The organism is Mycolicibacterium sediminis (genome assembly GCF_010731735.1).
GTDB classification, from domain to species: Bacteria; Actinomycetota; Actinomycetes; order Mycobacteriales; family Mycobacteriaceae; genus Mycobacterium; species Mycobacterium sediminis.
Map to the genome: position 1 here is coordinate 528,509 of NZ_AP022588.1, position 23,788 is coordinate 552,296.

At 68.7% G+C, this 23,788-nt stretch carries 21 protein-coding genes and 1 pseudogene; 16 read left to right on the top strand and 6 right to left on the bottom strand.

Annotation, left to right across the window (positions count from 1 at the left end):
- Positions 1 to 144 precede the first annotated feature (144 nt).
- The gene (locus G6N64_RS02650) at positions 145 to 1,305 is read left to right on the top strand and encodes an LLM class flavin-dependent oxidoreductase (protein ID WP_163795483.1); all 1,161 of its coding nucleotides are present in this window, start codon (positions 145 to 147) and stop codon (positions 1,303 to 1,305) included.
- Here the strand turns inward: G6N64_RS02650 and G6N64_RS02655 are convergent.
- Complete coding sequence (locus G6N64_RS02655) at positions 1,302 to 2,069, bottom strand: SDR family oxidoreductase (protein ID WP_163795484.1); 768 nt, start codon at positions 2,067 to 2,069, stop codon at positions 1,302 to 1,304. The two genes, G6N64_RS02650 and G6N64_RS02655, sit on opposite strands and share 4 nt — an antisense overlap.
- Positions 2,070 to 2,083: 14 nt before the next feature.
- The gene (locus G6N64_RS02660; RefSeq protein WP_163795485.1) at positions 2,084 to 2,995 is read right to left on the bottom strand and encodes an SDR family NAD(P)-dependent oxidoreductase; all 912 of its coding nucleotides are present in this window, start codon (positions 2,993 to 2,995) and stop codon (positions 2,084 to 2,086) included.
- A gap of 195 nt (positions 2,996 to 3,190) precedes the next feature.
- Between G6N64_RS02660 and G6N64_RS02665 the strand changes: the two genes are divergently transcribed.
- The 7 genes from G6N64_RS02665 to G6N64_RS02695 all read left to right on the top strand — a co-directional run bounded on the left by G6N64_RS02665 (position 3,191) and on the right by G6N64_RS02695 (position 9,734).
- Positions 3,191 to 4,132 carry a LysR family transcriptional regulator gene (locus G6N64_RS02665; RefSeq protein ID WP_163795486.1) on the top strand — a complete coding sequence of 314 codons (942 nt, stop codon included), beginning with the start codon at positions 3,191 to 3,193 and terminating at the stop codon, positions 4,130 to 4,132.
- 80 nt (positions 4,133 to 4,212) lie between these two features.
- Positions 4,213 to 4,482: a metal-sensitive transcriptional regulator gene (locus G6N64_RS02670; protein WP_163795487.1), complete on the top strand. Its 270-nt coding sequence runs from the start codon at positions 4,213 to 4,215 to the stop codon at positions 4,480 to 4,482.
- A 10-nt stretch (positions 4,483 to 4,492) separates the two neighbouring features.
- A complete protein-coding gene (locus tag G6N64_RS02675) occupies positions 4,493 to 5,263 on the top strand; it encodes a sulfite exporter TauE/SafE family protein (protein WP_163795488.1) in 771 nt (256 codons plus the stop codon).
- A gap of 31 nt (positions 5,264 to 5,294) precedes the next feature.
- Positions 5,295 to 6,641: an MBL fold metallo-hydrolase gene (locus G6N64_RS02680; RefSeq protein ID WP_163795489.1), complete on the top strand. Its 1,347-nt coding sequence runs from the start codon at positions 5,295 to 5,297 to the stop codon at positions 6,639 to 6,641.
- A 70-nt stretch (positions 6,642 to 6,711) separates the two neighbouring features.
- Entirely contained in the window at positions 6,712 to 7,353 is a 642-nt protein-coding gene (locus G6N64_RS02685; protein WP_163795490.1) for a TetR/AcrR family transcriptional regulator, read from the top strand.
- Between the two features lie 93 nt (positions 7,354 to 7,446).
- Entirely contained in the window at positions 7,447 to 8,643 is a 1,197-nt protein-coding gene (locus tag G6N64_RS02690; protein ID WP_163801387.1) for an acyl-CoA dehydrogenase family protein, read from the top strand.
- Between the two features lie 23 nt (positions 8,644 to 8,666).
- Positions 8,667 to 9,734 (top strand): ATP-dependent DNA ligase, encoded by a 1,068-nt coding sequence (locus G6N64_RS02695; RefSeq protein WP_197748318.1) that lies wholly within the window; start codon positions 8,667 to 8,669, stop codon positions 9,732 to 9,734.
- Positions 9,735 to 9,785: 51 nt separating this feature from the next.
- Here G6N64_RS02695 and G6N64_RS02700 read toward each other — a convergent pair whose 3' ends face one another.
- The 4 genes from G6N64_RS02700 to G6N64_RS02715 form a co-directional block, all read right to left on the bottom strand.
- On the bottom strand, positions 9,786 to 11,498 hold the full coding sequence (locus G6N64_RS02700) for a diol dehydratase reactivase ATPase-like domain-containing protein (RefSeq protein WP_163795491.1): 1,713 nt from the start codon (positions 11,496 to 11,498) through the stop codon (positions 9,786 to 9,788).
- Positions 11,495 to 11,764: a diol dehydratase small subunit gene (locus tag G6N64_RS02705; protein WP_246231179.1), complete on the bottom strand. Its 270-nt coding sequence runs from the start codon at positions 11,762 to 11,764 to the stop codon at positions 11,495 to 11,497. The genes G6N64_RS02700 and G6N64_RS02705 overlap by 4 nt, the downstream gene beginning before the upstream one ends.
- 62 nt (positions 11,765 to 11,826) lie before the next feature.
- The gene (locus G6N64_RS02710; protein WP_163795493.1) at positions 11,827 to 14,064 is read right to left on the bottom strand and encodes a propanediol/glycerol family dehydratase large subunit; all 2,238 of its coding nucleotides are present in this window, start codon (positions 14,062 to 14,064) and stop codon (positions 11,827 to 11,829) included.
- A gap of 28 nt (positions 14,065 to 14,092) precedes the next feature.
- Positions 14,093 to 15,631 carry an APC family permease gene (locus tag G6N64_RS02715; protein ID WP_163795494.1) on the bottom strand — a complete coding sequence of 513 codons (1,539 nt, stop codon included), beginning with the start codon at positions 15,629 to 15,631 and terminating at the stop codon, positions 14,093 to 14,095.
- A 229-nt stretch (positions 15,632 to 15,860) separates the two neighbouring features.
- Here G6N64_RS02715 and G6N64_RS02720 point away from each other — a divergent pair, with 229 nt between their 5' ends.
- The 8 genes and pseudogenes from G6N64_RS02720 to G6N64_RS02750 all read left to right on the top strand — a co-directional run bounded on the left by G6N64_RS02720 (position 15,861) and on the right by G6N64_RS02750 (position 23,752).
- Complete coding sequence (locus G6N64_RS02720; RefSeq protein ID WP_163795495.1) at positions 15,861 to 17,135, top strand: class-III pyridoxal-phosphate-dependent aminotransferase; 1,275 nt, start codon at positions 15,861 to 15,863, stop codon at positions 17,133 to 17,135.
- Between the two features lie 45 nt (positions 17,136 to 17,180).
- Positions 17,181 to 18,182: a phosphotransferase enzyme family protein gene (locus G6N64_RS02725; protein WP_163795496.1), complete on the top strand. Its 1,002-nt coding sequence runs from the start codon at positions 17,181 to 17,183 to the stop codon at positions 18,180 to 18,182.
- Positions 18,183 to 18,210: 28 nt separating this feature from the next.
- Complete coding sequence (fabG, locus tag G6N64_RS02730) at positions 18,211 to 18,990, top strand: 3-oxoacyl-ACP reductase FabG (protein ID WP_163795497.1); 780 nt, start codon at positions 18,211 to 18,213, stop codon at positions 18,988 to 18,990.
- Positions 18,991 to 19,048: 58 nt separating this feature from the next.
- The gene (locus G6N64_RS02735) at positions 19,049 to 19,825 is read left to right on the top strand and encodes a GntR family transcriptional regulator (protein WP_163795498.1); all 777 of its coding nucleotides are present in this window, start codon (positions 19,049 to 19,051) and stop codon (positions 19,823 to 19,825) included.
- Positions 19,826 to 19,851: 26 nt separating this feature from the next.
- Positions 19,852 to 20,724 (top strand): tRNA glutamyl-Q(34) synthetase GluQRS, encoded by an 873-nt coding sequence (gene gluQRS / locus G6N64_RS02740; RefSeq protein WP_163795499.1) that lies wholly within the window; start codon positions 19,852 to 19,854, stop codon positions 20,722 to 20,724.
- A 56-nt stretch (positions 20,725 to 20,780) separates the two neighbouring features.
- Positions 20,781 to 21,557, top strand: a pseudogene (locus tag G6N64_RS30135) (transporter substrate-binding domain-containing protein); the annotation flags it as partial.
- A gap of 18 nt (positions 21,558 to 21,575) precedes the next feature.
- Positions 21,576 to 22,973, top strand: a complete 1,398-nt coding sequence (locus tag G6N64_RS02745) for an ABC transporter permease subunit (RefSeq protein ID WP_409370797.1) — start codon at positions 21,576 to 21,578, stop codon at positions 22,971 to 22,973.
- On the top strand, positions 22,970 to 23,752 hold the full coding sequence (locus tag G6N64_RS02750; protein WP_163795500.1) for an amino acid ABC transporter ATP-binding protein: 783 nt from the start codon (positions 22,970 to 22,972) through the stop codon (positions 23,750 to 23,752). Before G6N64_RS02745 ends, G6N64_RS02750 begins: the two co-directional genes overlap by 4 nt.
- The last annotated feature ends 36 nt before the right edge of the window (positions 23,753 to 23,788 follow it).

The following is a 23,788-nucleotide window of genomic DNA, read 5'->3' on the forward strand; positions in this document are numbered from 1 at the left end:
TCGCGTCGGGTTGCAAGTCGCCGACTAGGACTACCCGCGTTGGCGAAACTCATCGCGCGGTCGCGATCGGCTCGTACTCGATGTCCCTCCGACGCGAGCGCCCGTGTAATACCGTGGCAGGCCCCAGGAGAAGGACTCCGACCCATGCGCTTCGGCAACTTCATGGCACCGTTCCACCCGACCGGACAGAACCCGACGCTCGCCATCGAGCGGGATCTCGACCTCATCGTGGCGATGGACCGCCTCGGGTTCCACGAGGCGTGGGTCGGCGAGCACCACTCGGCGGGCTTCGAGATCATCGCCTCGCCCGAGGTCTTCATCGGCGTCGCCGCCGAACGCACGAAGCACATCAAGCTCGGTACGGGCGTGAGTTCACTGCCCTATCACCAGCCGCTGATGCTGGCCGATCGCATGGTGCTGCTGGACCACCTCACGCGCGGACGGGTGATGCTCGGCTGCGGACCGGGCCAACTCACCTCCGACGCGCACATGCTGGGCATCCCCGCCGACCAGCAGCGGCCGCGGATGGAACAGTGCCTGGACGCGATCATCCGCCTGCTGCGTGGCGAAACGGTCACCATGCACACCGACGGTTTCACGCTGCAGGACGCCCGGCTGCAACTCCGGCCATACAGCGATCCGTGCTTCGACATCGCGGTGGCGGCCTCGTTCTCCCCCACCGGCCCTCGAGGTGCCGGCAAGCACGGCGTCGGCATGCTCTCGATCGCGGCGACGGCGCGGCAGGGCATGGACCTGCTGGCTCAGCACTGGCAGACGTGGGAGGAGGTCGCACACGAAAACGGCCACGTCGCCGACCGTTCGAAGTGGCGCCTCGTCGGCCCGATGCACCTCGCAGAAACCCGCGAACAGGCCGAGCGCGACGTCGAACACGGCATCGTCGAGTTCTCGACGTACTTCAAGCATCTGCTCCCCGCCGGCCCGGTGCAGGGCGACACCGTCGAGGAGATCCTGGCCAACAACCAGCAGTCCGGCTTCGCGGTGATCGGGACGCCCGAGGACGCGGTGGCCAAGATCGAGGAATTGGTCGAGGCGAGCAATGGCGGGTTCGGGGCGTTCCTGCTCTTCGATCACGACTGGGCGCCACCCGCGGCGAAGCTGCGCAGCTACGAGTTGTTCGCCCAGTACGTGATGCCGCGATTCACCGGCCAGCTCGCGGGACCGAACGCGTCCCGCGACTGGGTGCTGGCCAGCGGCACCGACTTCATGGACCGGGCGGCCCACGCCATCGGCAAGGCGATCGAGGACCACGCGACCGAACGGGAGACGAAGCAGACCTCGGGCTAGTCCCCGGCGTGGGGGTCGGAGTCGTTGAGCGTGGCGACCACGTCGTCGTAGTCACCGCGCGCCTCGCCGTACCGCAGGAACTTCACCCGGTCGACCAGGATCTCCTTGGCGTCGGGATCGTTCTCCAGGATGTCGACCACCTCGCCGACGAACTCCTCCAAGGGCATCGCGAACGAGCTGTCCCGCTGCCCGGGGATCAGATCGGTGGCGACCGACGGGGGCACCAGTTCCTTGAGTTCGATCGAGGTGTCGGCCAACTGAAGGCGCAGTGACTCGGTGAGCATGTGCACGAACGCCTTGGACCCGTTGTAGCTCGGCGTCACCTTGAGCGGGGCGAAACCCAGTCCGGACGACACGGTGACGATGGTGGCCTCGCTGCGCGTCCGAAGGTGCTCGACGAACGCCGCGATCAGGCGAATGGGACCGAGCACGTTGGTGGTGACGACTGATTCGGCGGACTCGAGGAACGACTCCGGCCGGTGCCAGTCCTCGATCTGCATGATCCCCGCCATCCCGATCAGGACGTTGAGGTCCCGGTAGTCGGCGATCACCTTCTCGGCGGCGGCCGAGATGCTGGCCGGATCCGACACGTCGATCTGGACGGCCCCCAACTCGGGATGCTCGGCGGTGATGTCGTCCAGTAGCTGCTTGCGCCGACCGCCGATGATGACGGTGTTGCCCTTGGCCCGTAGCGCGAGTGCGAGAGCGAGACCGATGCCGCTCGTCGACCCGGGGATGAAGATGGTGTTTCCGGAGATCCTCATGCGTCGTGTCCTTCTCAGGTAGTGGTGTGGGTGGGGGTCAGCAGATCGGACAGGCCGACCCGGTGCAGCATCTCGGCCTTGAGCCGGTCCTGGACCGCGAAGCCGACGTCGGCACCGTCCCGGCTGGGATCGACGTGGACCCGAAAGGGCCTGCTGCCGAACGGCATGTCGACGACGTCGACGATGGCTTCGGCCACCGTGCTCGGATCCGCGTCGTCGGGGACGATGGCGTCGAACGCCTCCTGCACCTGCGGTCCGAAACCTCGGTACGGTCCGTCCTCGTAGTCGTCGACGACGCGCTGGTCGGCCGGTGCCATCGCATGCTCGAAGTGATTGGTCCCGGAGGTGAATGCGCCAGGCACGACGATGGACGTCTCGACACCCCACCGCGCCAGCTCGCGGGCGTAGCTGACGGCGAGGGCGTCCATCGCCGCCTTGGCCGCGAAGTACGGTCCGAGATAGGGCGGGGTGCCGCCGGCGCAGCTACTGCTCGACACCCACAGCAGCAGGCTCTCGTCCAACCGCCGCAGGTGCGGCAGCGCCGCTCGGTTGACCCGTTGCGTACCAACGACGTTGACGTCGTAGAGGGAGGCCACCTGCTCGGGGGTGAACGCCTCAGCCGGTCCGTACACCATGTGCCCGGCGTTGTGGATCAACACGTCGAGGCGTCCGGCGTCGTCGATCAGGCGTCCGACGGCCGCGTCGACGGACTCCTGGTCCTGGACGTCCATGTCGAGCGTGCGCAGGTCGATCCCGTCGCGTTCGGCGAGTTCCCTCGCTGCGGTGACCCGCGGCGCGTTGCGGCCGGCGGTGTGTCGCATCGAGGCGTAGACCGTGTGCCCAGCGCGCGCCAGGGCTTCGGCGGTCATCCAGCCGAAGCCGCTCGACGCGCCGGTGATGAGGATGACCTTGCCGTTCGATGTCATCGTTGCCGCCTTCCGTGATCCGACCGTTCGGCCGCCATGTCTCCGATCGTGCCGCGCCGCCGGGGTGGTGTCACGTGCATGATTTGAATGGTCGACATGCGTGTGGCGCATGCTTAGGGGAACACCTTGTGTGTTGCGAACGGCAGTTTGCCCAGTCGCAGCGGCGATGACGCCAGGATGCCTACACTCCGCGTCATGCATCCGATGAATATCAGCCGGGTCGACCTGAACCTGTTGCCGTCGCTCGTCGCGCTGCTCGACGAGCGACAGATCTCTCGCGCGGCCTCGCGGGTCGGGATCAGTCAGCCTGCGATGAGCCGCGCGCTGCAGCGTCTGCGCCGCGTGCTCGCCGACGAGCTGCTGGTGCGTACCGACAACGAGTACCGCCTGACGCCGCGTGCGCATCGCATCCGTGCCCAGTTGGCCGCGGTGGTCCCCCAGCTCGACGCCATGTTCGCCGATGATGGGTTCGAGCCCGGGCGCGAGGCGCTCGACGTCCACGTGGCCGCCAGTGACTACATCGCGACGGTTCTCGCACCGCCGCTGCACCGACGCGTGCGAGACGCGTCGCCCACGTCGAGCCTCCGGTTCCGCCACTGGCACGCCGGCGTCTTCGACCAGATCGACGCCGGCGAACTGGATCTCGTCTTCTTCGGCGGGCTCGACCCACCGGGTCTCAAGGTGTCCCGACTGTTCACCGAGCGCTTCGTCTGCGTCGTCGATCGCAGTCACCCGTCGGCCGATGCGGACGGTCTCGACCTGGATGACTACCTCGGGTGCAGGCACGTGGCGATCGACATCGACACCGGGCAACAGCCGGCGGTCGACCTGACGCTCGCCGCACTGGGGGTCGCCCGGCGTACACCACTGACCTTGCCGTTCCACGCCGCGGCTCTCGCCGCCGTGGCCGGCACGGACCTCGTCGTCACGCTGCCATCCCTGCTCGTCGACACACAGGTAGACCACGCCGCGACCCGCGTCCTGCGCGCACCGCGCGAGATCGAGACGCTGAACTACCTCATGGCGTGGCACCCGGTGCTGGACAACGACGCACGGCACGTCTGGCTGCGCGAAACCGTCGCCATCACGGCCCTCGAGCTGCAGCGGCGTGTGTCGACGGCGCCCTGGGCCATCTGACCAACTCGACGGATCGATACCCCTAGGGGTATGTTGGCATCAGTGGTCACATACCCCCACCGGTATCGAGGAGGCAGTTCATGGTCGGAGACGACGACAGCATGGCCCTGGTGCTCAACCGATTGCGCAGGGCGCACGGCCAGCTCGCGGGGGTCATCACGATGATCGAGCAGGGTCGCGACTGCAAGGACGTCGTCACGCAGTTGGCCGCGGTGTCCAAGGCGCTGGACAGGGCGGGCTTCAAGATCGTGGCGACCGGCCTCCGTCAATGCCTGGCCGGTGACGCCGACGGCAATCAGGCTCCCCTGACGGAGGCGGAGTTGGAGAAGCTCTTCCTCGCGCTGGCCTGACGGGCAAGCGATGACACTGGCCATCACGCTCGCCCTCGGTGCGGTCATCGGCACCTTCCTGGGCCTGCTCGGTGGCGGTGGTTCCATCCTGGCGGTGCCTGCCCTGGTCTACGTGCTCGGCATTCCGCTCGAGCACGCGATCCCGATGTCGCTCATCGTGATTGCCGCCGCCTCCGCCGTGGGGGCCCTACCGAAGATCGCCTCCGGACACGTGCAGTGGCGGCTCGCCGGGGTGTTCGCAGCCGTGGGCATTCCCGCGACCGTCCTCGGGACTGCGATCGGCCGCCAACTGCCCCAGGACGTCGTCCTGACCGGCTTCGCAATGGTCATGATTGCGGCCGGCGTCCGCATGCTGATGGACGGCGGAGACGTCGGAACTGCCTGCAAGATAGGCAACTCCGGTATCGACTGGCGTCGCTGCGCACCACGTTCCATTCCTGCGGGGCTGGCGGTGGGCCTGCTCACCGGACTCTTCGGAGTCGGCGGCGGATTCCTCATCGTCCCGGTCCTCGTCCTGCTGCTCGGCGTCCAGATGCCCGTCGCGATCGGGACGTCGCTTCTCGTCATCGTGGCGAACTCGTTGGCCGGCATCATCTCCCATCTGGGAGGCGATGCCATCGACTGGGGGACCACCGCGGCATTCGTCGGCGCCGCCGTGGTCGGATCCCTGATCGCGGGCCGGCTCGGCAACCTGCTCGACACGCGGCGACTACAGCGGTGGTTCGCCTACCTGGTGCTCGCCGTGGCGGCCTACGTCGTCACCGACACCGTCCTGCATTGATCGTCCACACACCTCACGAAGGGACATGCCCATGAACATCTCCATCATCGAGACGTCGAGCCTCGGAGATCGGAGCTACCTCGTCGACCACGACGGAGTGGCCGTCGTCATCGACCCGCAGCGCGACATCGACCGCGTGCTCGAGCTGGCGACGGACCGTGACGTCACCATCACCCACGTGCTCGAGACGCACGTCCACAACGACTACGTCACGGGCGGTCTCGAACTCGCGCGGACCGTCGGCGCGCAGTACGTGGTGCCCGCCGGCGACGACGTGGCCTACGACCGCCGACCCGCCCACGACGGCGACGTGGTCGAGGCCGGGGCTATGCGCTTCGAGGTGCTGCACACGCCGGGCCACACCCATCATCACGTCAGCTACGCCCTACGTGTCGGCGGCGACTCCCCCTCCGCGGTCTTCACCGGCGGTTCCATGCTGCACGGCACCACCGGGCGGACCGACCTGATCAGCGCCGAGGACACCGAAGAGCTGACGCACGCACAGTTCCACTCGGTGCGGCGCCTTGCGGCCGAACTGCCCGACGAGGCGGAGGTCTACCCCACTCACGGTTTCGGCAGCTTCTGCTCGGCGACGCCGGCGACCGGCGACTCCTCGACGATAGGCGCTGCGCGACAGGACAACCCGGCGCTCACCTCCGACGAGAGCACCTACGTCGCCGACCTCATCGCCGGTCTGTCGGCGTACCCCGCGTACTACGCGCACATGGGCGTGATCAACGCGGCAGGCCCGTCGCCCGTCGACCTCACGACGCCGGAACCCGTCGATCCCGCAGAACTGCGACAGCGGATCGACGCCGGTGAGTGGGTCGTCGACCTCCGCACCCGAACCGCCTTCGCCGCCGGCCACCTGGCGGGCACGTTCGGGTTCGAACTGTCCGGCTCGTTCGTCACCTATCTCGGGTGGCTCTATCGGTGGGGTGCGCCGCTGACCCTGATCGCCGACGACCACACCGCCATCGACGACGCGCGTCGGGAACTGGTGCGGATCGGCATCGACGACGTGCGGGGAGCGGCCGTGGGGCCGATCGACGACCTCTCGGCAGGACGTCCCCTTCGGTCCTACCGCGTCAGCGACTTCGCCGAACTGGCCGGCTCGCCCCTGCCCGCCGAGGCGACGCTCCTCGACGTCCGGCAGAGCCACGAATTCGCCAAGCGCTCGGTTCCCGGAGCGGTCAACATCCCGCTGCACGAGTTGCTCGCGCACCTGGGAGAGATTCCGCTCGGCGAGGTGTGGGTGCATTGTGGATCGGGCTACCGCGCATCGATCGCCGCGTCGATCCTCGACGGCCCGGACCGCACGGTCGTGCTCGTCGACGACGCGTTTGCCACCGCCGTCGACCTGGGGCTTGCGGCATAGACGGGCGTTCATCTGCTTGGGAACGGTCAGGAGTGACCGTTCCCGTCCGCCGCCGCGCTAACCTTCGGTCATGACGGAATCGGCGACATCGGTCCGATCGCAGGCGAGCCGGCGGGCGAACAGTCGATCCCTCATCCTCGACGCCGCCGTCGAACTGCTCGTGGAGCGCGGCTATCGCAACACGACGACCGTTGCGATACAGGAGCGGGCGAACGTGAGCCGTGGTCGGCTCCTGCACCACTTCCCGTCACGCGACGCACTGCTCGTCGCCGCCGCGCAACACCTGGCCGACGAGCGGATAGCCGACATGGAGCGGTGGTTCGAGCGGGCCGACGACCTCCATCCAGCTGCGGCCGAACGCGTCACTCACGCGGTCGATCTCCTGTGGCGGACCTTTCGCCAGCCGTACTTCTGGGCCGCGATGGACCTCTGGTCGGCGGCGCGCACCGACGCGGATCTGCGAGAGCAGCTGGCGGCGTCCGAACGTCGGCTGGGCCGGGCGATCGTGCACGTCGTCGCCACGATGTTCGGGCCGGTGCACAGCAGCCATCCGGGGTTCGACGACCTCCGGGAGCTGCTGTTCAGCAGCATGCGCGGGGTGGCCCTCACCTATTCGATCGTCGACCGCGAACCCGACTCGGATCCGCACCTGCCGATGTGGCGTTCGGTGGCGTGCCGGATGCTCGACGTCACCACTAACGGTCAAGGCTGACTGTTAGGCTTCGGGTCACCGCCCCGAGGAGGATCCGTGCCGACACGCGAAGCGCCACCGGTGACCCAGTCGGTCCCGCGCACCCAGGACCACATGACCCACGACGTGTGGCTCCCCGACGAGATCGTCGAACTCCGCGCCGAGGCCCGCGCCGCCGTGGCCACGCGGCTCGCCCCCCATGCCCGGGACATCGGTCAGCGGGAGGAATCGATCGACAGCTTCCCGTGGGAGGCGTTTCGCGGCCTCGCCGCCGAGGGCATGTTCGCCGTCCCCTTCGACGCCGAATTCGGTCGCGGACTAGGCCATCCGATGCTCGGCACCTGCACCGTCACCGAGGAGATCGCCTACCAGTCGTCGTCGATGGCCGGGGTGTACGACGGCCAGTGCATCCTGGTCCCCCAGACGCTGACCTACGCCTCCGACGAGCTGCGCAGGCACCTGATCCCGGAGCTGATCAGCGGGCGAACGGCCTTCTCCTTCGCCACCACCGAGCCGGACACCAGTTCGGACCTCACGGCGGAACGCATGCAGACCGTTGCCGAGGAGACCCCTGGCGGCTTCGTGGTCAACGGGCGGAAGCGCTGGATCACCAACAGCATCGTGGCGGGCTGGGTCTCGGTGCTGGTCCGGGCCGGCGCGGGTAGCAACAGGGCGACGATGCTGCTGGTGGACCTGTCCTCGCCGGGCGTGCGCATCGGTGCACCGGACCTGAAGATGGGCCACCGCGGTCAGGTCACCGCCGACATCGTGTTCGACGACGTCTTCGTCCCCCACGGGAACCTGCTCGGACCGGCCGGTGGCGGCCTCGGCGTGGCGTTGTCCGCGCTGGTCCGCGGACGCATCGGCATCGGGGCGGCGGGCGTCGGCGTGGCGCAGGCGGCGCTGGATCTCGCGGTCCACCGGCTGCGTACGCGTCACGTCTTCGGCGGTCCACTCGGCGCGATGCAGCACTGGCAGTTCACGATGGCCCAGCGCGCCACCGAGATCGAGTGCGCCCGCATGCTCTATCAAAAGGCAGCCACGCTGCTCGATCGCGGCGACCGCAGCGCGGAGCCTGAGGCGGCGATGGCGAAGGCGTACGGAACACGGTTGGCCAACGACGTGACGCGCGAGGCCATCCAGATCCATGGCGCGCTTGGTTTCGCCCGGCAGGTCGCCGAGACCGGCGAGTCCGTCCGGCTCGAGGAGATGTACCGCGACGCGAAGATCCTGGAGATCTTCGAGGGCGCCAACGAACTCCAGCAGTGGATCGTGGCCCGCCAACTCATCGGCCGCGACGTCACGGGCTGACGGGCAAGCGCGACAATGGGCCGGTGCACCTTCCCGTCATGCCCCCGGTGTCGCCGATGCTCGCGAAGTCGGTGCCCACGATCCCGCCCGGCGCGTCCTACGAGCCGAAGTGGGACGGGTTCCGGTCGATCTGCTTCCGCGACGGCGACGAGGTCGAGTTCGGCAGCCGCAACGAGCGGCCGCTGACGCGCTACTTCCCGGAACTGGTCGCCGCCGCACTCCGGGAGCTGCCCGAGCGCTGCGTCGTCGACGGCGAGATCGTCGTGACCGGCGCGCGCGGCCTGGACTTCGACGCGCTGCAGTTGCGAATGCACCCCGCCGCGTCGCGGGTACGGATGCTCGCGGAGAAGACACCTGCGGCATTCATCGCCTTCGACCTGCTGGCGCTCGGCGACGACGACTACACCGCACGGCCGTTCGCCGACCGTCGCGCCGCACTCGTCGACGCGATGGGCGAGACGGGCACCAGCTTTCACGTCACCCCGACGACGACCGACCTCGCCGTCGCGCAGCGGTGGTTCGACGACTTCGAGGGCGCCGGCCTCGACGGGATCATCGCCAAGCCGTTCACCATCCCGTATCAGTCCGACAAGCGAATCATGTTCAAGATCAAGCACGCTCGTACCGCCGACTGCGTGGTAGCCGGATACCGCGTGCACAAGTCTGGCGCCGACGCGGTGGGCTCGCTGATGCTCGGGTTGTACGACGAGAACGGGACTCTGGCGTCGGTGGGCGTCATCGGCGCCTTCCCCATGGCCACGCGCAAGACGCTGTTCACCGAACTGCAGTCGCTCGTCGTGCCGTTCGACGACCATCCCTGGAACTGGGGCGGGCACGTGCAGGAGGCGACCCCGCGCGGCGCGGGCTCACGCTGGAACGCCGGCAAGGACCTGTCGTTCGTGCCGCTGCGACCGGAGCGCGTCGTCGAGGTGCGCTACGACCACATGGAGGGCGGACGCTTCCGCCACCTCCCGCAGTTCAACCGGTGGCGCCCCGACCGCGAGGCGCGATCGTGCACCTACGCCCAACTCGAGGAGCCGGCGGACTTCGACCTCGACGACATCGTCCCGGGGCTCGGTCAGCGGCGTTAGCCGTCCAGTGTGAAATCTGCGACGCATCCAGCGCGTGTCACGTCGTCCGATTCACACTCGGGGCATCGAGCCCGCGGCGTACAGGTGCACCAGCCCGCTGGCCACCGCGAAACGCGGGCCGTGCACGCCGTCGACGTTCGCCCTCCCCACCGCGACCGGCACACCGCGAAGCGCCTCGGCGACCGACCGCAGCAGCTCGTCGTCGAGCGCGCCGCCGCCGGCCAATACCAGCGCGGCGGATGGCTCGTCGAACGCACGCAGACAGCGGGCGATGTTGGCGGCGATGGTCTCCCGCTTGATCGCCAGCCGCAGGCTGCGCCACTCCTCGGCGGCCAGTCGGTTCGAGAACGGCACCAGCCCGGCGCTGCCGCGCGTGCAGAGTCGGCCGATCGCATCCGACGGTGCGGGGTAGTCCAGGAAGACCCGTCGACCGTCCTCCTCGTGGGCGACGTGCGGACCCTCCACCCGTACCGCGGGCGTCCGCTTCACCTGCTCGGCGAGCGCACGCGGGATGCCGAGCACGCGTGCGACCGCCACCGTGATGGTCTCGCCCGCCCCCGCCGCGACCACCGTGCGGTCGGCACCGATCAGATCAACCGTGCCGCCGCCGATGTCGCACACCATCGAGTCGGGCGGCAGACCCGGCGTGGTGCGGGCGCCCTCGGCCGCGGCGCGAGGCTCGGTGGCCAGCGTGCGAGTCGGCCGGCCGGTGAGCGCCGCGAGGGTCTCCGCCGCGTCGGACACCTCGTCGGCGGCCAGCATCGCCACGACGGTGCCGTGGGCGTCGGCCACCCCGCGGCGCAACCAGGCGCCGTCGTCGAGGGTGCCGAGGTCGGTGAAGAACGCATCCTCCACGGCGAGCCCGTGCTCGGCCGACGGGACGGCGCGCAGCCGCAGGTGGGTGGCGCAACCCGGTGGCGCCAGCCGCAGTACCGCGTGCGCCTGGGACGGCGTGTAGCGCCGGCCGACGCCGTCGATGGTGCAGTCGACGTAGTCGTCGTCCACCGCGGGCACCGGTGGCGGACCGGTGCGCCGGGTCACCGCGATCGCCGACGCGTCGGACAGTTCGCGGCAGAACTCGGCGACGTCGTGGATGCCGGCGGGGTCGATGCCGAGCGCGGCCGACAGGGCGATCGGGTCCGCCATCGCCCGGTAGGCGCGACCCTCCTCGACCACCTCCACCGCGACCACGGCACCGGGGTCGACGTCCACGTCGGCCTCGTCGACCACCGGGATCGCGACGGGTATCCGGTTGCGGATCAGCACCGCGTCGTCCTGCGCGGCGATCACCCCGACCACCTGCCACCCGGCGGTGACCGCCGACGTGATGGCCGCGGCCGCCACCTCGAAGTCGATTGTCGCGTCGACCGATACGACCACCGGGCCGTCGGGGGCGGTGCCGTCGAGACCGGCCAGCGGGACGTGGCGGCCCACCCCGAAGCCGGTGCCCGCCGGGGTGCTGGCGTCGGGCCTGCGAAGATTCCGCACCGGCGATCGCGGTGACGTCGCCCGGGGCAGCGGTGCGGTCGCCGTGTCGACCGGCCGCAGTGCCGACAGCAGGCATTCGTCCACGTGGACGTCCGCGTCGGCCTCGGCCCTCCGCAGCAGTGCCGCAGCACCCAGCAGCGACTCGTGGGATCCCTTGCGCCCACGTGTCGGCGCGTGCGCATGGCCGAGCGGCGTGACCGTGCCGTCGGCCACCCGGGCCAGGACGAGTTCGGTGGTGTGGTTGCCGACGTCGATGCCCGCCACCGTCACCGTCAACGCAGCAGACCCCGCCGCGCGTAGACCACCGCCGCCTGGGCGACCAGGGCGGCGCAGCGCGACGCACCGCGGGCCTCCAGCGACGCGCGCAGGTCGTCGAGTTGGGTCGCCGTCGAGCGGTGCGGCCGCAGCGCCTCGTAGAGCGCCATCACGTCCTCGTCGTCGAGGATCGCGAGTTCGGCTGCGCGCAGGAAGTTCTCGGCGAGTTGCGGGTTGCCGCCCTCCTCGGCGACGACCGCCTGGTGCGCCAGCACGGCGGGATCCATCCGCAGGTCCGGCAGGCCCAGCTTGCCGTCGACCGCGTTGTCGACGGTGATCTCCGTCCGGGTCACGGCCGCGCCACCTCCACCGTCATCGGCGCCTCCCCCGGTTCGCACGCCTCGCGTTCGAGCGCGACGAGCGCAACCGCCCGGGCGTGGTAGCGCGCGGAGATGGATTCGTCGGTGCCGCCGGTGAAGATCGGTACCGGCGCCATGCCCTTCGCGTGCCGGGCGGCGTTCTTGCCCAGGTCGCGATACATCGTGGCGGTCAGCAGCGGAGCGACGCTGAACAGCTCCAGATTGGCAAGCGGGGCCAGGTCTCGACGGTGGATCAGCGCGGTCCCCTTGCCCTGCAGCCCGATTCCGATGCCGGATCCGGACAGCCGGGCCGCCGTCAGCCCGATGAGGCCGACGTCGATGGTGGACCGGACGCGGACCAGTCGCGGCACGCAGCCCTCTTCCTCCAGCCCCGCCGAGATCTGCCGCAGCACCTCGCCGATCGTCAGGCCGCACAGCGACAGCCAGACACTGCGCCCCCACGCCGGCGACAGCCCGATCACGACCTCGCGGGGATCGCTGCCCTGGCGGGCGGGCTCGACGTCACGGACGCCGACGTGCCCACGGTGTTCCACCTGGTCGGCCGTCAACTCGGCCGACGTGCGGGCCTGCCGGATGCCGTCGATCTCGGCGCGGCGATGCTCCGAGAGCGCGTAACCCGTTCCGGGACCGGCATAGTCGTTGGGGTCGGTGAGCTTGGACAGGACGTTGAACTCGGCGTCGAAGATCGCCGAGGTCTGCAGCTGGTCGCCGCGCAGCCGCTCGCGGGTGAGGCGAGTGATGGCCTCGGCCTCCTCGACGAACCCCGTGCGGTGCAGCGCCCCGATCACGTCGAAGACGGTCAACTGCCGGGCCTCGATCGACGAGGCCGCCTCGGCGACGATCCTCGGATGCCCCGGTGGGAGGTCGCGGGATCCGTTGGCGGCCACGACGTCGTCGACGCGACTGTCCTCGTAGTCGGCGAGGCCGAGATCGCGGTAGACGGCCTGGACGGCCGTGGCGGCGCGGCGACGGACGCGCTCCAGGTGCTCCGGCGACACCGTGCGCAATCCACCGTCGGCACCCCAGTCGCGCTGCAGGACGAGGAAGTCGTCCATGTCGTCGGAGTTGAAGTTGGACAGTGCGAACGCGTTGTCGTAGCGCGGGATCGAGCCGAACCCCGAGAAGATGAAGTCCGCGCCAGCCAGCAGAACCGGCAGCGTGTGCGCGCTGCGCCGAATGTCGGACTCGGAGATCAGGTTGTCGTTGCCCGCGCAGGACTCGAGGTCGCGCATCATGACCATCAGGTTCTCGGCGAGCAACTCCTTCATGCCCTCGGGCACCGACGCCACGACGCCCACCCCGTCGATGCCGCCGTTCTGAACGCCCTGGCTGCCGAGCGCACGGGCCAGCGAGACGCACCGCGACTCCAGGTACAGGATCGAGCACTTCTCGGCCGCGCCCATCAGCACCTCGGCGCCGCCACCGCTGGTGACCCGCATCTTCAGGCCGCGGGAGGCGTAGGCCGACGTCAGGATGGCCTTGCTGAACGGGGTGTCGTCGCCGTCGACGAACACCTGCTCGGTGCCGTAGAGCGAGATGGTCTCGGCGTAACTGGTGAGGCCGCGCAGGCCGAGGCGCAGTTCGAGCGCCTCCTCGATCGAGCACTGCGCCATGGCGCCCGGCGTGCCGACCTGGCTGCCGATCAGCAGCGCGACCGCGTTGGACGGCGCGTCGCCGAGCACGGGCACCGTGGTCTCGACCTCGCGGAACCCGTAGGCGACGGCGCTGGCCGCGTCGGCCGCGATCAGCAGGGGATCGTCGAGCTGGTTGGTGACGTGTGCCTGATTGCTCGGGGTCCGTCTGGCCCGCAGCTTGGTCATCGCCATCTGCATCTCGACGGGACTGAGCAGCGCCACCACCCTGGCCAGCTTGGCCGGCGTGGTGCCGCCGATCAGGCGGATCACCTCCGCACGCGGCACGTTCACGTCGACGGCCATCCGGGCGAGTGCCGAATCGTCCAGCGCCATGGCCTCGTCGGCGACCGCCAGGTCGATGCCGTAGCGGGCGATGAACTCGTCGATGACGTCGAAGTCGGCGGCGCCCTTGCCGTCGAGTTCGAGCACCTCCCCGTCGCGAATGGTCAGCGACGGGGAGGGGTCCCATGGACTGCGCATGGCGACCAGTCCGAGTTCGGCGTCGGCGACGCTGAACCCGTCGAGATTGACCGGCTTGTCGTCGAGGACGCGGAACCGTCCCAAGCGATCCACCGGTCAACCTCCTCTGATCGCTGCTCGGTCAGTCCCGAACTTCGGTGTCCTCGTACATGACCCGGCCGATCATCGCGTACCGCCGCGGGTCACGCAGCTTGAAGTACAACGCCATCGCGCCACCGAGGACGAACAGGCCGACCACGATCCACGGGGTCATCTTGAACAGCAGCGTGCCCGAGGCGGCACCTGCCGCCGTGTCCTTGTGGACCCACAGCAGGTACACCACGTAGAGCATGCCGATGCCACCGAGCAACGGAGCGGTGAACGTCTTGAACCAGTGCGCGCTCGACGGGTGGTTCTTGTGGAAGTGGAAGTACGCGATGACGGCGAATGCGCACAGCGACTGCACGATCAGGATCGCCATGGTGCCCAGGATCGCCAGCAGGCCGTAGAGGTGCACGTACGGATCCATGCCCGCGAAGAAGAACAGCAGGATCAGGACGAGCGTGATGCCGGTCTGCACGAACGACGCGATGTAGGGCGAACCGTGGGTGGGATGCGTTGCCCCGAGGGTCTTCTGGAGACCCGTGGACAGGCCCTCGCGGCCCATCGCGTAGAGGTAGCGCGACGCGCAGTTGTGGAACGCCATGCCGCACGCGAACGATCCGGTCACCAGCAGCAGCTTGAACAGCGTGATCGCCCAGTCGCCGTAGGTGGCCTGCACCGGGTCGAAGAAGATGTTGCCCGCCGTCGCCGAGTCCTGCGCCATCTCGACCGCCTTCTGCGGTCCCGCTCCCGCGATGGCCATCCAGGAGACGAACACGTAGAAGATGCCGACGCCGAGGACGCTGATCATGGTGGCGCGGGGGATGATCTTCTTGGGGTCCTTGGACTCCTCGCCGTACATGGCCGTCGACTCGAAGCCGACCCAGGACCAGAACGCGAAGAACAGGCCGATCCCTGCACTGGCGCCCACCACTCCCGCTGCCGGCGTGAACGCACCGATGGGGTTCAGCGTCTCCGCCACCGCGAAGCCGGTCTCGGGGTTGCCTCCGCGGAACAGCACCGCGAGCGCGCCGAGCGACAGCATGAAGATCTCGGTGATCAGGAAGACGCCGAGCACCTTGGCGGTGAGGTTCACGTCGAAGTACGTGAGGATGCAGTTGAGCACCAGCATGAGGATCGCCGGAGCCAGCCAGGGCACGGTGATGCCGAACTGCGTGGCGGCGAAGTCGGCGAAGAAGTAGGAGAAGATGCCGATCAGCGAGCCCTCGAACACGATGTAGGCCATCGTGATGATCAGGCCGCTGGCCATGCCGACGATGCGGCCGAGGCCGTGGGAGATGAATCCGTAGAAGGCGCCGGTGGCGGTGATGTGCTTGGCCATCGTCGCGTAGCCGATGGCGAACAGGCCCAGCACGATGGTGGCCACCAGGTAGCCGGCCGGTGCGTGCGAACCATTTCCCAGCCCGACGGCGATCGGGACGTTGCCGACCATTGCCGTGATGGGCGCGGCCGTGGCGACCGCCATGAAGATGACGCCGAAGGTGCCGACGGCGTTGCGCTTCAGTCGTTGGACGGAATCACCTGTGTTCTCGTCCTTGGACACGACCTGTTCAGTCATCTGCGGGAGTACCTTTCGAGCGAACGATAGGGGTCCGTTGTGGTCCATCCCACAGGCGAACCTCCGTATATTGGCACTACCAATTAGGACGCGCAACAGGAACGGCGACCATTGACATAAATGGTCCAACCTTTTTAGGGTTGACCCGTCAGCAGCGACGACACCTGACGGCGCGCACCCGTGCCCGTCGGCCAGGACACGCTCGCGCACGTTCACGGCAGGAGTCCCGGTGCACGACTACGGCACGTTCTCGTTTCAGTCCAAGGCCGAGGTGCTGGCACTGGCGAAGAAGTACTGGAATCCGGACAAGACGCAGTTCTGGACCGATGCCGGTGTCGACCTGGTGATCGACCGTCGCGACGGATACCTCCTGTGGGACATGGACGGTCGTCGCCTCATCGACATGCACCTCAACGGCGGCACCTACAACCTCGGCCACCGCAACCCCGAGGTGATGGCCGCCCTCATCGACGGCATGCAGTACTTCGACGTCGGCAACCACCACTTCCCCTCGGTGGCGCGCACCGCCCTGGCGCAGCGACTCGTCGAGTCGGCACCCGCGTCGCTCACCAAGGTGGCGTTCGGCTCCGGCGGCGGCGAGGCCATCGACATCGCGCTGAAGAGCGCGCGCCACGCGACGCAGCGCCGCAAGATCGTCTCCGTCATCAAGGCGTACCACGGCCATACCGGCCTTGCGGTGGCCACCGGCGACGACCGCTTCTCGAAACTGTTCCTCTCCGACCAGCCCGACGAGTTCATCCAGGTGCCCTTCGGCGACGTCGACGCCGTCGACGCCGCACTGCGCGATCGCGACGTCGCCGCCGTCATCATGGAGACGATCCCCGCCACCTACGGCTTCCCGCTGCCCCCTACGGGTTACCTCGAGGCGGTCAAGGACCTGTGCGTCCGCTACGACTCGCTCTACATCGCCGACGAGGTACAGACCGGCCTCATGCGCACCGGCGAGATGTGGGGCATCACCAAACACGGCATCGAGCCCGACATCATGGTGACGGGCAAGGGCCTGTCCGGCGGCATGTACCCGATCACCGCCGCGCTGCTGAGCGAGCGGGCCGCAGAGTGGCTCTACCAGGACGGGTTCGGCCACATCTCCACGTTCGGCGGCGCCGAACTCGGCTGCGTGGCGGCGATCAAGACCCTCGAGATCACCAGCCGGCCCGAGGTGCGCGAGAACGTGCACGCCATCACCGACGTCTTCGCGTCGGGACTGGCCCGCATCCGCGCCGACCACCCCGACTGGTTCGTCGGCATCCGGCAGAACGGCGTCGTGATCGGGCTGGAGTTCGACCATCCCGAGGGCGCGAAGTACGTCATGCGCGAGCTCTACGAGAACGGCGTCTGGGCGATCTTCTCCACCCTCGACCCGAGGGTCCTGCAGTTCAAGCCGGGCCTGCTCCTGACGCGCGACCTGTGCGACGACGTGCTGAACCGGCTGGAGACCGCCGTCGAGCGGGCCCACGCGGCTGCGGCCAGCACCGTCTGACGGGGCCGACGTGCACACCGCGACCGCCCCGGGCAGGCTGTACCCATGAGCGCCGAGACCCCATTCGTGGCCGACGACGTCGAGGTGGCCGAACTCGCGCTGACGGCCTACGACCTGTCCCCCGACTCGACGCTGCGGCTGCTCAATCTCTCCGAGAATGCCACGTACGCAGTCGAAGACCCCGCCACGGGCGATCGCTCGATCCTGCGGGTGCACCGCAAGGACTACCACCGACCGCACGAGATCGAGTCCGAGCTGCACTGGCTGGACGCACTGCGACGCGACGGCGACGTGACCGTGCCGACGGTCCTCCCCGCTCGGGACGGCCGCCGCGTCGTCACGGTCGGTCACGACGGCACCGACCGCCACGTCGTGCACTTCGCGATGGTGCCCGGCGCCGAGCCGGACGCGGAATCCCTGACCGTGCATGACTTTCAGACGCTCGGGCGCATTACCGCGGCACTGCACGACCACTCGCGGGCGTGGACTCGACCGGAGGGGTTCGGCCGCTTCGCCTGGGACTGGCCGCACAGCCTCGGCGACACCCCGCGCTGGGGTCGCTGGCAGGACGCCGTCGGCGTCGGACCGTCCGAGTCGGCCGTCCTCAACCGCGCCGCCCAACTGCTCGAGCAGCGGCTCACCGAGTACGGCAGCGGTCCGGACGTATTCGGCCTCGTCCATGCCGACCTACGGTTGGCGAACCTCCTGGTCGACGGCGACACCATCACCGTCATCGACTTCGACGACTGCGGATTCGGCTGGTACTTCTACGACTTCGGCACCGCCGTGTCGTTCTTCGAGGACGACCCGGCCGTCCCGGAATGGTTGGACGCGTGGGTGACCGGCTACCGGACCCGGCGACCGATGACGCCCGCCGACGAAGCGATGCTGCCGTCGTTCGTGCTGCTGCGCAGGCTGCTGCTGCTCGCCTGGATGGGCACGCACGCCCATTCGCGCGAATCACGGGGCATGTCGATCACCTACGCCGCGGGCAGCTGTGCGCTCGCCGAGCGCTACCTCACCTTCGACGGCCGACGACTGGCCTGACCATCCTCCACGAACGAAGAGAGCCAACATGTTCGCGTCACTCAAGGGCCGTACCGCCATCGTCACCGGCGGCAGCAAGGGCATCGGCCGCGGCATCGCCGAGGTGTTCGCCGCCGCCGGCGTGAACGTCGTGCTCACCGGACGCACGCAGGCCGACATCGACGCCGCCGTCGCCGCGCTGTCCGAACACGAGGGAGCGGTCAGCGGTGTGGCCGCCGACGTGACGAGCCCCGAGGACTGCCGCCGGGTGGTGGAGACCGCGGTCGAGCGCCACGGCGCTCTCGACGTCGTCTGCGCCAACGCCGGCATCTTCCCGTCCGCGCGCCTGGAGGACATGACGCCCGACGACCTCGAGCAGGTGCTCGGCGTCAACGTGAAGGGCACGTTCTACATCGTGCAGGCGGCCATCTCGGCGCTGGCGGCGACCGGGCACGGCCGGGTGATCATCACCTCCTCGATCACCGGTCCAGTGACCGGGTATCCGGGGTGGTCGCACTACGGTGCCAGCAAGGCCGCACAATTGGGGTTCCTGCGCACCGCCGCAATGGAACTGGCCCCGAAGAAGATCACCGTCAACGCCGTCCTGCCGGGCAACATCCTCACCGAGGGACTGATCGAAATGGGCCAGGACTACATGGACCAAATGGCTGCCGCCGTACCGGCCGGCCGGCTCGGCAGCGTCGCGGACATCGGCAACGCCGCCCTGTTCTTCGCTACCGACGAAGCCGCCTACGTCACCGGTCAATCCCTGATCGTGGACGGTGGCCAGATCCTGCCGGAGTCGCCGGAGGCCATCGCGGACATGTAGGCCACCCGGGGTCCGGCCGTCGCCTATATTTGGTCGTACCAAATGAAGGGGAGGTCGGGTGCCAACGCCAACCGAGGAACTGCGGCGCCGCATCGTCGCCGACATCAACGCGGGCGCACCCGGCACCAAGCTCGGCAGCGAGCGAGACCTGTCCGAGCACTACGGAACCAGTAGGTCCAGCCTGCGCCAGGTACTCGCCGCACTCGAGGAGGCCGGCCTGGTCGATCGGGTCATCGGCAGGGCGGGCGGGATCTTCATCAGCCACGCGCAGGTCCAGCGCAGCCTGTCCGACGTCGTCGGCGTCCCCGCGTTCCTCGCCAACCAGGGCTACGTCGCGGGGACACGCGTCCTGTCGACGAGGATCACCGCGCCCGACCGCGCGACGCAGCACGCGCTGAACCTGACGGCCGAGGACTTCGTCGTGGAGATCCAGCGCGTCCGGTTGGCCGACGGCTCACCGATATCGCTCGAACTCGCGCAGTTCCCCGCGGATGCCTTCCCCGGGTTGCTCGAGCAACAGCTCGGCGGCTCGATCTACGAAATGCTGGAGAGCCGTTACGGTTTGGTGACCGCCCGCGCCGACGAGCGGATCGAGGCGGTGAACGCGACGCCCGAGGAGGCCACCCTGCTGGGCATCAAGCCGAAGTCGGCGCTCCTGCTGATCACCCGCGTCACCTACGACCAGAACGAGACGCCGTGCGAGTTCTCCCGCGACCTCTTCCGCGGCGACCGCACCCGCCTGGCCGTGACGGTGCAGGGCCGCGGCATCGGCGTGCAACCCGCCGTCGACACGGCATCGGTGGCGCTGCAGAGCCAGACCACGAAGGCCAGTTGACCGTCGGCGCCGACTAGATTCGGGGCATGACGCCCGCCGGCAGATTCGCGCCGAGCCCCTCGGCGGACCTGCACGTCGGCAACCTGCGCACCGCGGCACTTGCCTGGCTGTTCGCCCGGTCGACCGGGCGCCGCTTCCTGGTGCGGGTCGAGGACCTCGACGACCGGGCCAGAACCGAGTTCGCGACGCGGCAACTGGACGACCTCGCGGCGATCGGCGTGACGTGGGACGAGCCGCCGGAACATCAGACCGACCACGAGGAGCGGTACCTCGCCGTCGTCGACCGGCTGACCGATCGCGGACTGGTCTTCGAATGCTTCTGCACCAGAAGGGACATCCAGCAGGCGCCACGCGCACCGCACGCTCCGGAGGGCGCCTATCCGGGGACCTGCCGCGAACTGACCCCAGCGCAGCGGGCCGAACGCGCCGCGTCGGGACGGCCGCCCGCGCTGCGCCTGCGCTCGGACGTCGACGCGTTCACCGTCACCGACCTGCTGCACGGCGAGTACACCGGCGTCGTGGACGACTTCGTCCTGAGGCGCGGCGACGGCGTGCCCGCCTACAACCTCGCGGTGGTGGTCGACGACGCCGCCCAGGGCGTCGACCAGGTCGTGCGCGGTGACGACCTGCTGGCGTCCTCACCACGGCAGGCCTACCTCGCGACGCTGCTGGGCCACCTCCCACCCACGTACGCGCACGTCCCGCTGGTGGTCAACGGCGAAGGCAAGCGACTGGCCAAGCGCGACGGGGCGGTGACGCTGGCCGAGGTCGGCGTCCCTGGTGTCATGGGTCGGATCGCCGCGTCGCTGGGGTACTCCGCCGTCACGCTGGACGGCATGCTTTCGGAGTTCGAGCCCGGACGGTTACCGCGCGAACCGTGGGTATATCGGCCCGCGTGAGCAGAACCCTTCGCGAACCGGGTCGGCATTGCTACCGTCCGCCCGTGAGAATCATCATGCGTCGGGCGCTGCTCGCCGTCGTCCTCGTCGCGGCGGTGATCCTCGGTGCTGCCGGATGCGGGTCGTCCGGTGACCAGGGCGGCGACCCGATCGCCTCCGCGGGCGTGCTGCGCGTGGGCACCGAGGGCGTTTACTCCCCGTTCAGCTACCACGACCCGGCCACGGGCGACCTGGTCGGCTATGACGTCGACGTCGCCAAGGCCGTCGGCGAAAAGCTGGGCGTGAAGGTCGAATTCGTCGAGACGCCGTGGGACTCGATATTCGCCGCACTCGAGGCCGACAGGTTCGACATCGTCGCCAACGAGGTCACCATCAATCCCGAGCGGCAGGCCAAGTACGACCTCTCGCAGCCATACTCGGTCGGCGAGGGCGTGATCGTCACCCGCGCCGACGACGACTCCATCAAGAGCCTCGCGGACATCAAGGGCAAGACTGCCGCGGAGAACGCCACCAGCAACTGGTCGGACGTCGCGCGCAAGGCGGGCGCCAACGTCGAGGCGGTCGAGGGCTTCACCCAGGCGATCACGCTGCTCAACCAGGGCCGCGTCGACGTCGTCATCAACGACAGCATCGCCGTCTACGCCTACCTCGCCGAGACCGGCGACACGTCCGTCAAGATCGCCGGCACCGTCGGCGAGAAGAGCGAACAGGGCTTCGCAGCACGCAAGGACAGCGGGTACCTGCCGGAACTCGACCGCGCCCTCGGCGAACTGCGCGCCGACGGCACGCTGACCGAGATCTCGCAGAAGTACCTCAAAGCCGATGCGACCGGTGCGCCGGCGGCGACCCCGATCCGGGAGGCCGGCGTCCTGCGCGTGGGCACCGAGGGCGTGTACGCCCCGTTCAGCTACCACGATCCGGCGACGGGCGAATTGGTGGGCTACGACGTCGACGTCGCCCGGGCCATCGGCGACAAACTCGGCGTCCCGGTGGAGTTCGTCGAGACGCCGTGGGACTCGATCTTCGCCGCACTCGAGGCGAACCGCTTCGACATCGTCGCCAACGAGGTCACCATCAACCCCGAGCGGCAAGCCAAGTACGACCTGTCGCAGCCATATTCGGTCGGTGAGGGCGTGATCGTCACCCGCGCCGACGACGACTCGATCAAGAGCCTCGCGGACGTCAAGGGCAAGACCGCCGCGGAGAACGCCACCAGCAACTGGTCGGAGATCGCCAGGAAGGCCGGCGCCAACGTCGAATCCGTCGAGGGCTTCACCCAGGCCATCACCCTGCTCAACCAGGGCCGCGTCGACGTCGTCATCAATGACAGCATCGCCGTCTACGCCTACCTCGCCGAGACCGGCGACACGTCCGTCAAGATCGCCGGCACCGTCGGCGAGAAGAGCGAACAGGGACTCGCCGCCCGCAAGAACAGCGGGTACCTGCCCGAGTTGAACGGTGCGCTCGACGAACTCCGCGCCGACGGCACGCTCACCGGGATCTCGCAGAAGTACCTCAAGGCCGACGCCACCGGAACGTCGCAGACCAGTGCCGCGCCCGGATCGGCGCAGGAGGCGCCGCAGGTCCGATCGGCCTCGCAACTGGTGATCGACAACCTCTGGCCGCTGGCCAAGGCGGCCCTGACGATGACGATCCCGCTGACGATCATCAGCTTCATCGTGGGCCTGATCATCGCGCTGGCCGTCGCGCTGGCGCGGCTGTCGTCGAACCTGGTGCTCAGCAACGTGGCTCGCTTCTACATCTCGATCATCCGCGGCACCCCGCTGCTGGTGCAGCTGTTCATCGTGTTCTTCGCGCTTCCCGAGTTCGGCGTGAAGATCGATCCGTTCCCCGCCGCGGTGATCGCGTTCAGCCTCAACGTGGGTGGTTACGCCGCGGAGATCATCCGCTCGGCGATCCAGAGCATCCCCAAGGGCCAGTGGGAGGCCGCCGAGACCATCGGACTCAACTACGTGGGCGCACTGCGACGGATCATCCTCCCGCAGGCCGCCCGCGTGGCCGTGCCGCCGCTGTCGAACACGCTCATCTCGCTCGTCAAGGACACCTCGCTCGCCTCGACGATCCTGGTGACCGAACTGCTGCGGCAGGCACAGATCGTCGCGGCGCCGACGTTCGAGTTCTTCGCCCTCTACGGCACCGCCGCCGTCTACTACTGGGTGATCTGCCTCGTGCTGTCGTTCGGCCAGAGTCGCGTCGAGCACCGACTGGAAAGGTACGTGGCCAGATGACCGAACCCCGTGACGACGATGACTCCGTCGAATATCGCGTCACTGCAGAGGGCGTCGAGAAGGCGTTCGGCGACAACAAGGTGCTCAAGGGCGTTTCGTTCAAGGTGGCTCGCGGCACCGCCACCGCGATCATCGGGCCGTCGGGCTCGGGCAAGACGACGCTGCTGCGCACGCTCAACGCGCTCGATCGCGCCGACGCGGGCGTGATCCGCGTCGACGACGTCGAGATCGACTTCGCCACGCCCACACCGAAACCCGAGGTGCGCAGGTTCCAGTCGCGCAGTGGCTTCGTCTTTCAGGGGCACAACCTGTTCCCACACAAGACGGTGCTGCAGAACGTGATCGAGGGCCCGGTGATCGTGCAGAAGCGGCCGCGCGACGAGGCCGTCGCCGACGCCGTCGAACTGCTCGATCAGGTCGGACTGAAGGAGAAGCAGGACCAGTATCCGTTCCAACTGTCCGGCGGGCAGCAGCAGCGCGTCGGCATCGCCCGCGCGCTGGCGCTCAAGCCCAAGCTCGTGCTGTTCGACGAGCCGACGTCGGCGCTGGACCCCGAACTCGTCGGCGAGGTGCTGTCGGTCATCAAGGACCTCGCCGTCGAGGGGTGGACCATGGTGGTCGTCACCCACGAGATCCAGTTCGCCAAGCAAGTGTCCAATCAGGTGCTGTTCACCGACGGCGGCGTGATCCTGGAGAAGGGCACCCCCGCCGAGGTGATCGGCAACCCGAAGGAAGATCGCACCCGCCAGTTCCTGGAGCGGATCCTCAACCCGCTGTAGGGTCTCGCTTTCCCGGCGAGCAGACATGCTCGTCCG

Excerpts from the sequence above, each read along its gene's own strand:
- G6N64_RS02650 (WP_163795483.1), top strand. The coding sequence starts at position 145 with ATGCGCTTCGGCAACTTCATGGCACCGTTCCACCCGACCGGACAGAAC.
- G6N64_RS02655 (WP_163795484.1), bottom strand. The coding sequence starts at position 2,069 with ATGAGGATCTCCGGAAACACCATCTTCATCCCCGGGTCGACGAGCGGC.
- G6N64_RS02660 (WP_163795485.1), bottom strand. The coding sequence starts at position 2,995 with ATGACATCGAACGGCAAGGTCATCCTCATCACCGGCGCGTCGAGCGGC.
- G6N64_RS02665 (WP_163795486.1), top strand. The coding sequence starts at position 3,191 with ATGCATCCGATGAATATCAGCCGGGTCGACCTGAACCTGTTGCCGTCG.
- G6N64_RS02670 (WP_163795487.1), top strand. The coding sequence starts at position 4,213 with ATGGTCGGAGACGACGACAGCATGGCCCTGGTGCTCAACCGATTGCGC.
- G6N64_RS02675 (WP_163795488.1), top strand. The coding sequence starts at position 4,493 with ATGACACTGGCCATCACGCTCGCCCTCGGTGCGGTCATCGGCACCTTC.
- G6N64_RS02680 (WP_163795489.1), top strand. The coding sequence starts at position 5,295 with ATGAACATCTCCATCATCGAGACGTCGAGCCTCGGAGATCGGAGCTAC.
- G6N64_RS02685 (WP_163795490.1), top strand. The coding sequence starts at position 6,712 with ATGACGGAATCGGCGACATCGGTCCGATCGCAGGCGAGCCGGCGGGCG.
- G6N64_RS02690 (WP_163801387.1), top strand. The coding sequence starts at position 7,447 with ATGACCCACGACGTGTGGCTCCCCGACGAGATCGTCGAACTCCGCGCC.
- G6N64_RS02705 (WP_246231179.1), bottom strand. The coding sequence starts at position 11,764 with ATGGATCCCGCCGTGCTGGCGCACCAGGCGGTCGTCGCCGAGGAGGGC.
- G6N64_RS02715 (WP_163795494.1), bottom strand. The coding sequence starts at position 15,631 with ATGACTGAACAGGTCGTGTCCAAGGACGAGAACACAGGTGATTCCGTC.
- G6N64_RS02725 (WP_163795496.1), top strand. The coding sequence starts at position 17,181 with ATGAGCGCCGAGACCCCATTCGTGGCCGACGACGTCGAGGTGGCCGAA.
- fabG (WP_163795497.1), top strand. The coding sequence starts at position 18,211 with ATGTTCGCGTCACTCAAGGGCCGTACCGCCATCGTCACCGGCGGCAGC.
- gluQRS (WP_163795499.1), top strand. The coding sequence starts at position 19,852 with ATGACGCCCGCCGGCAGATTCGCGCCGAGCCCCTCGGCGGACCTGCAC.
- G6N64_RS02750 (WP_163795500.1), top strand. The coding sequence starts at position 22,970 with ATGACCGAACCCCGTGACGACGATGACTCCGTCGAATATCGCGTCACT.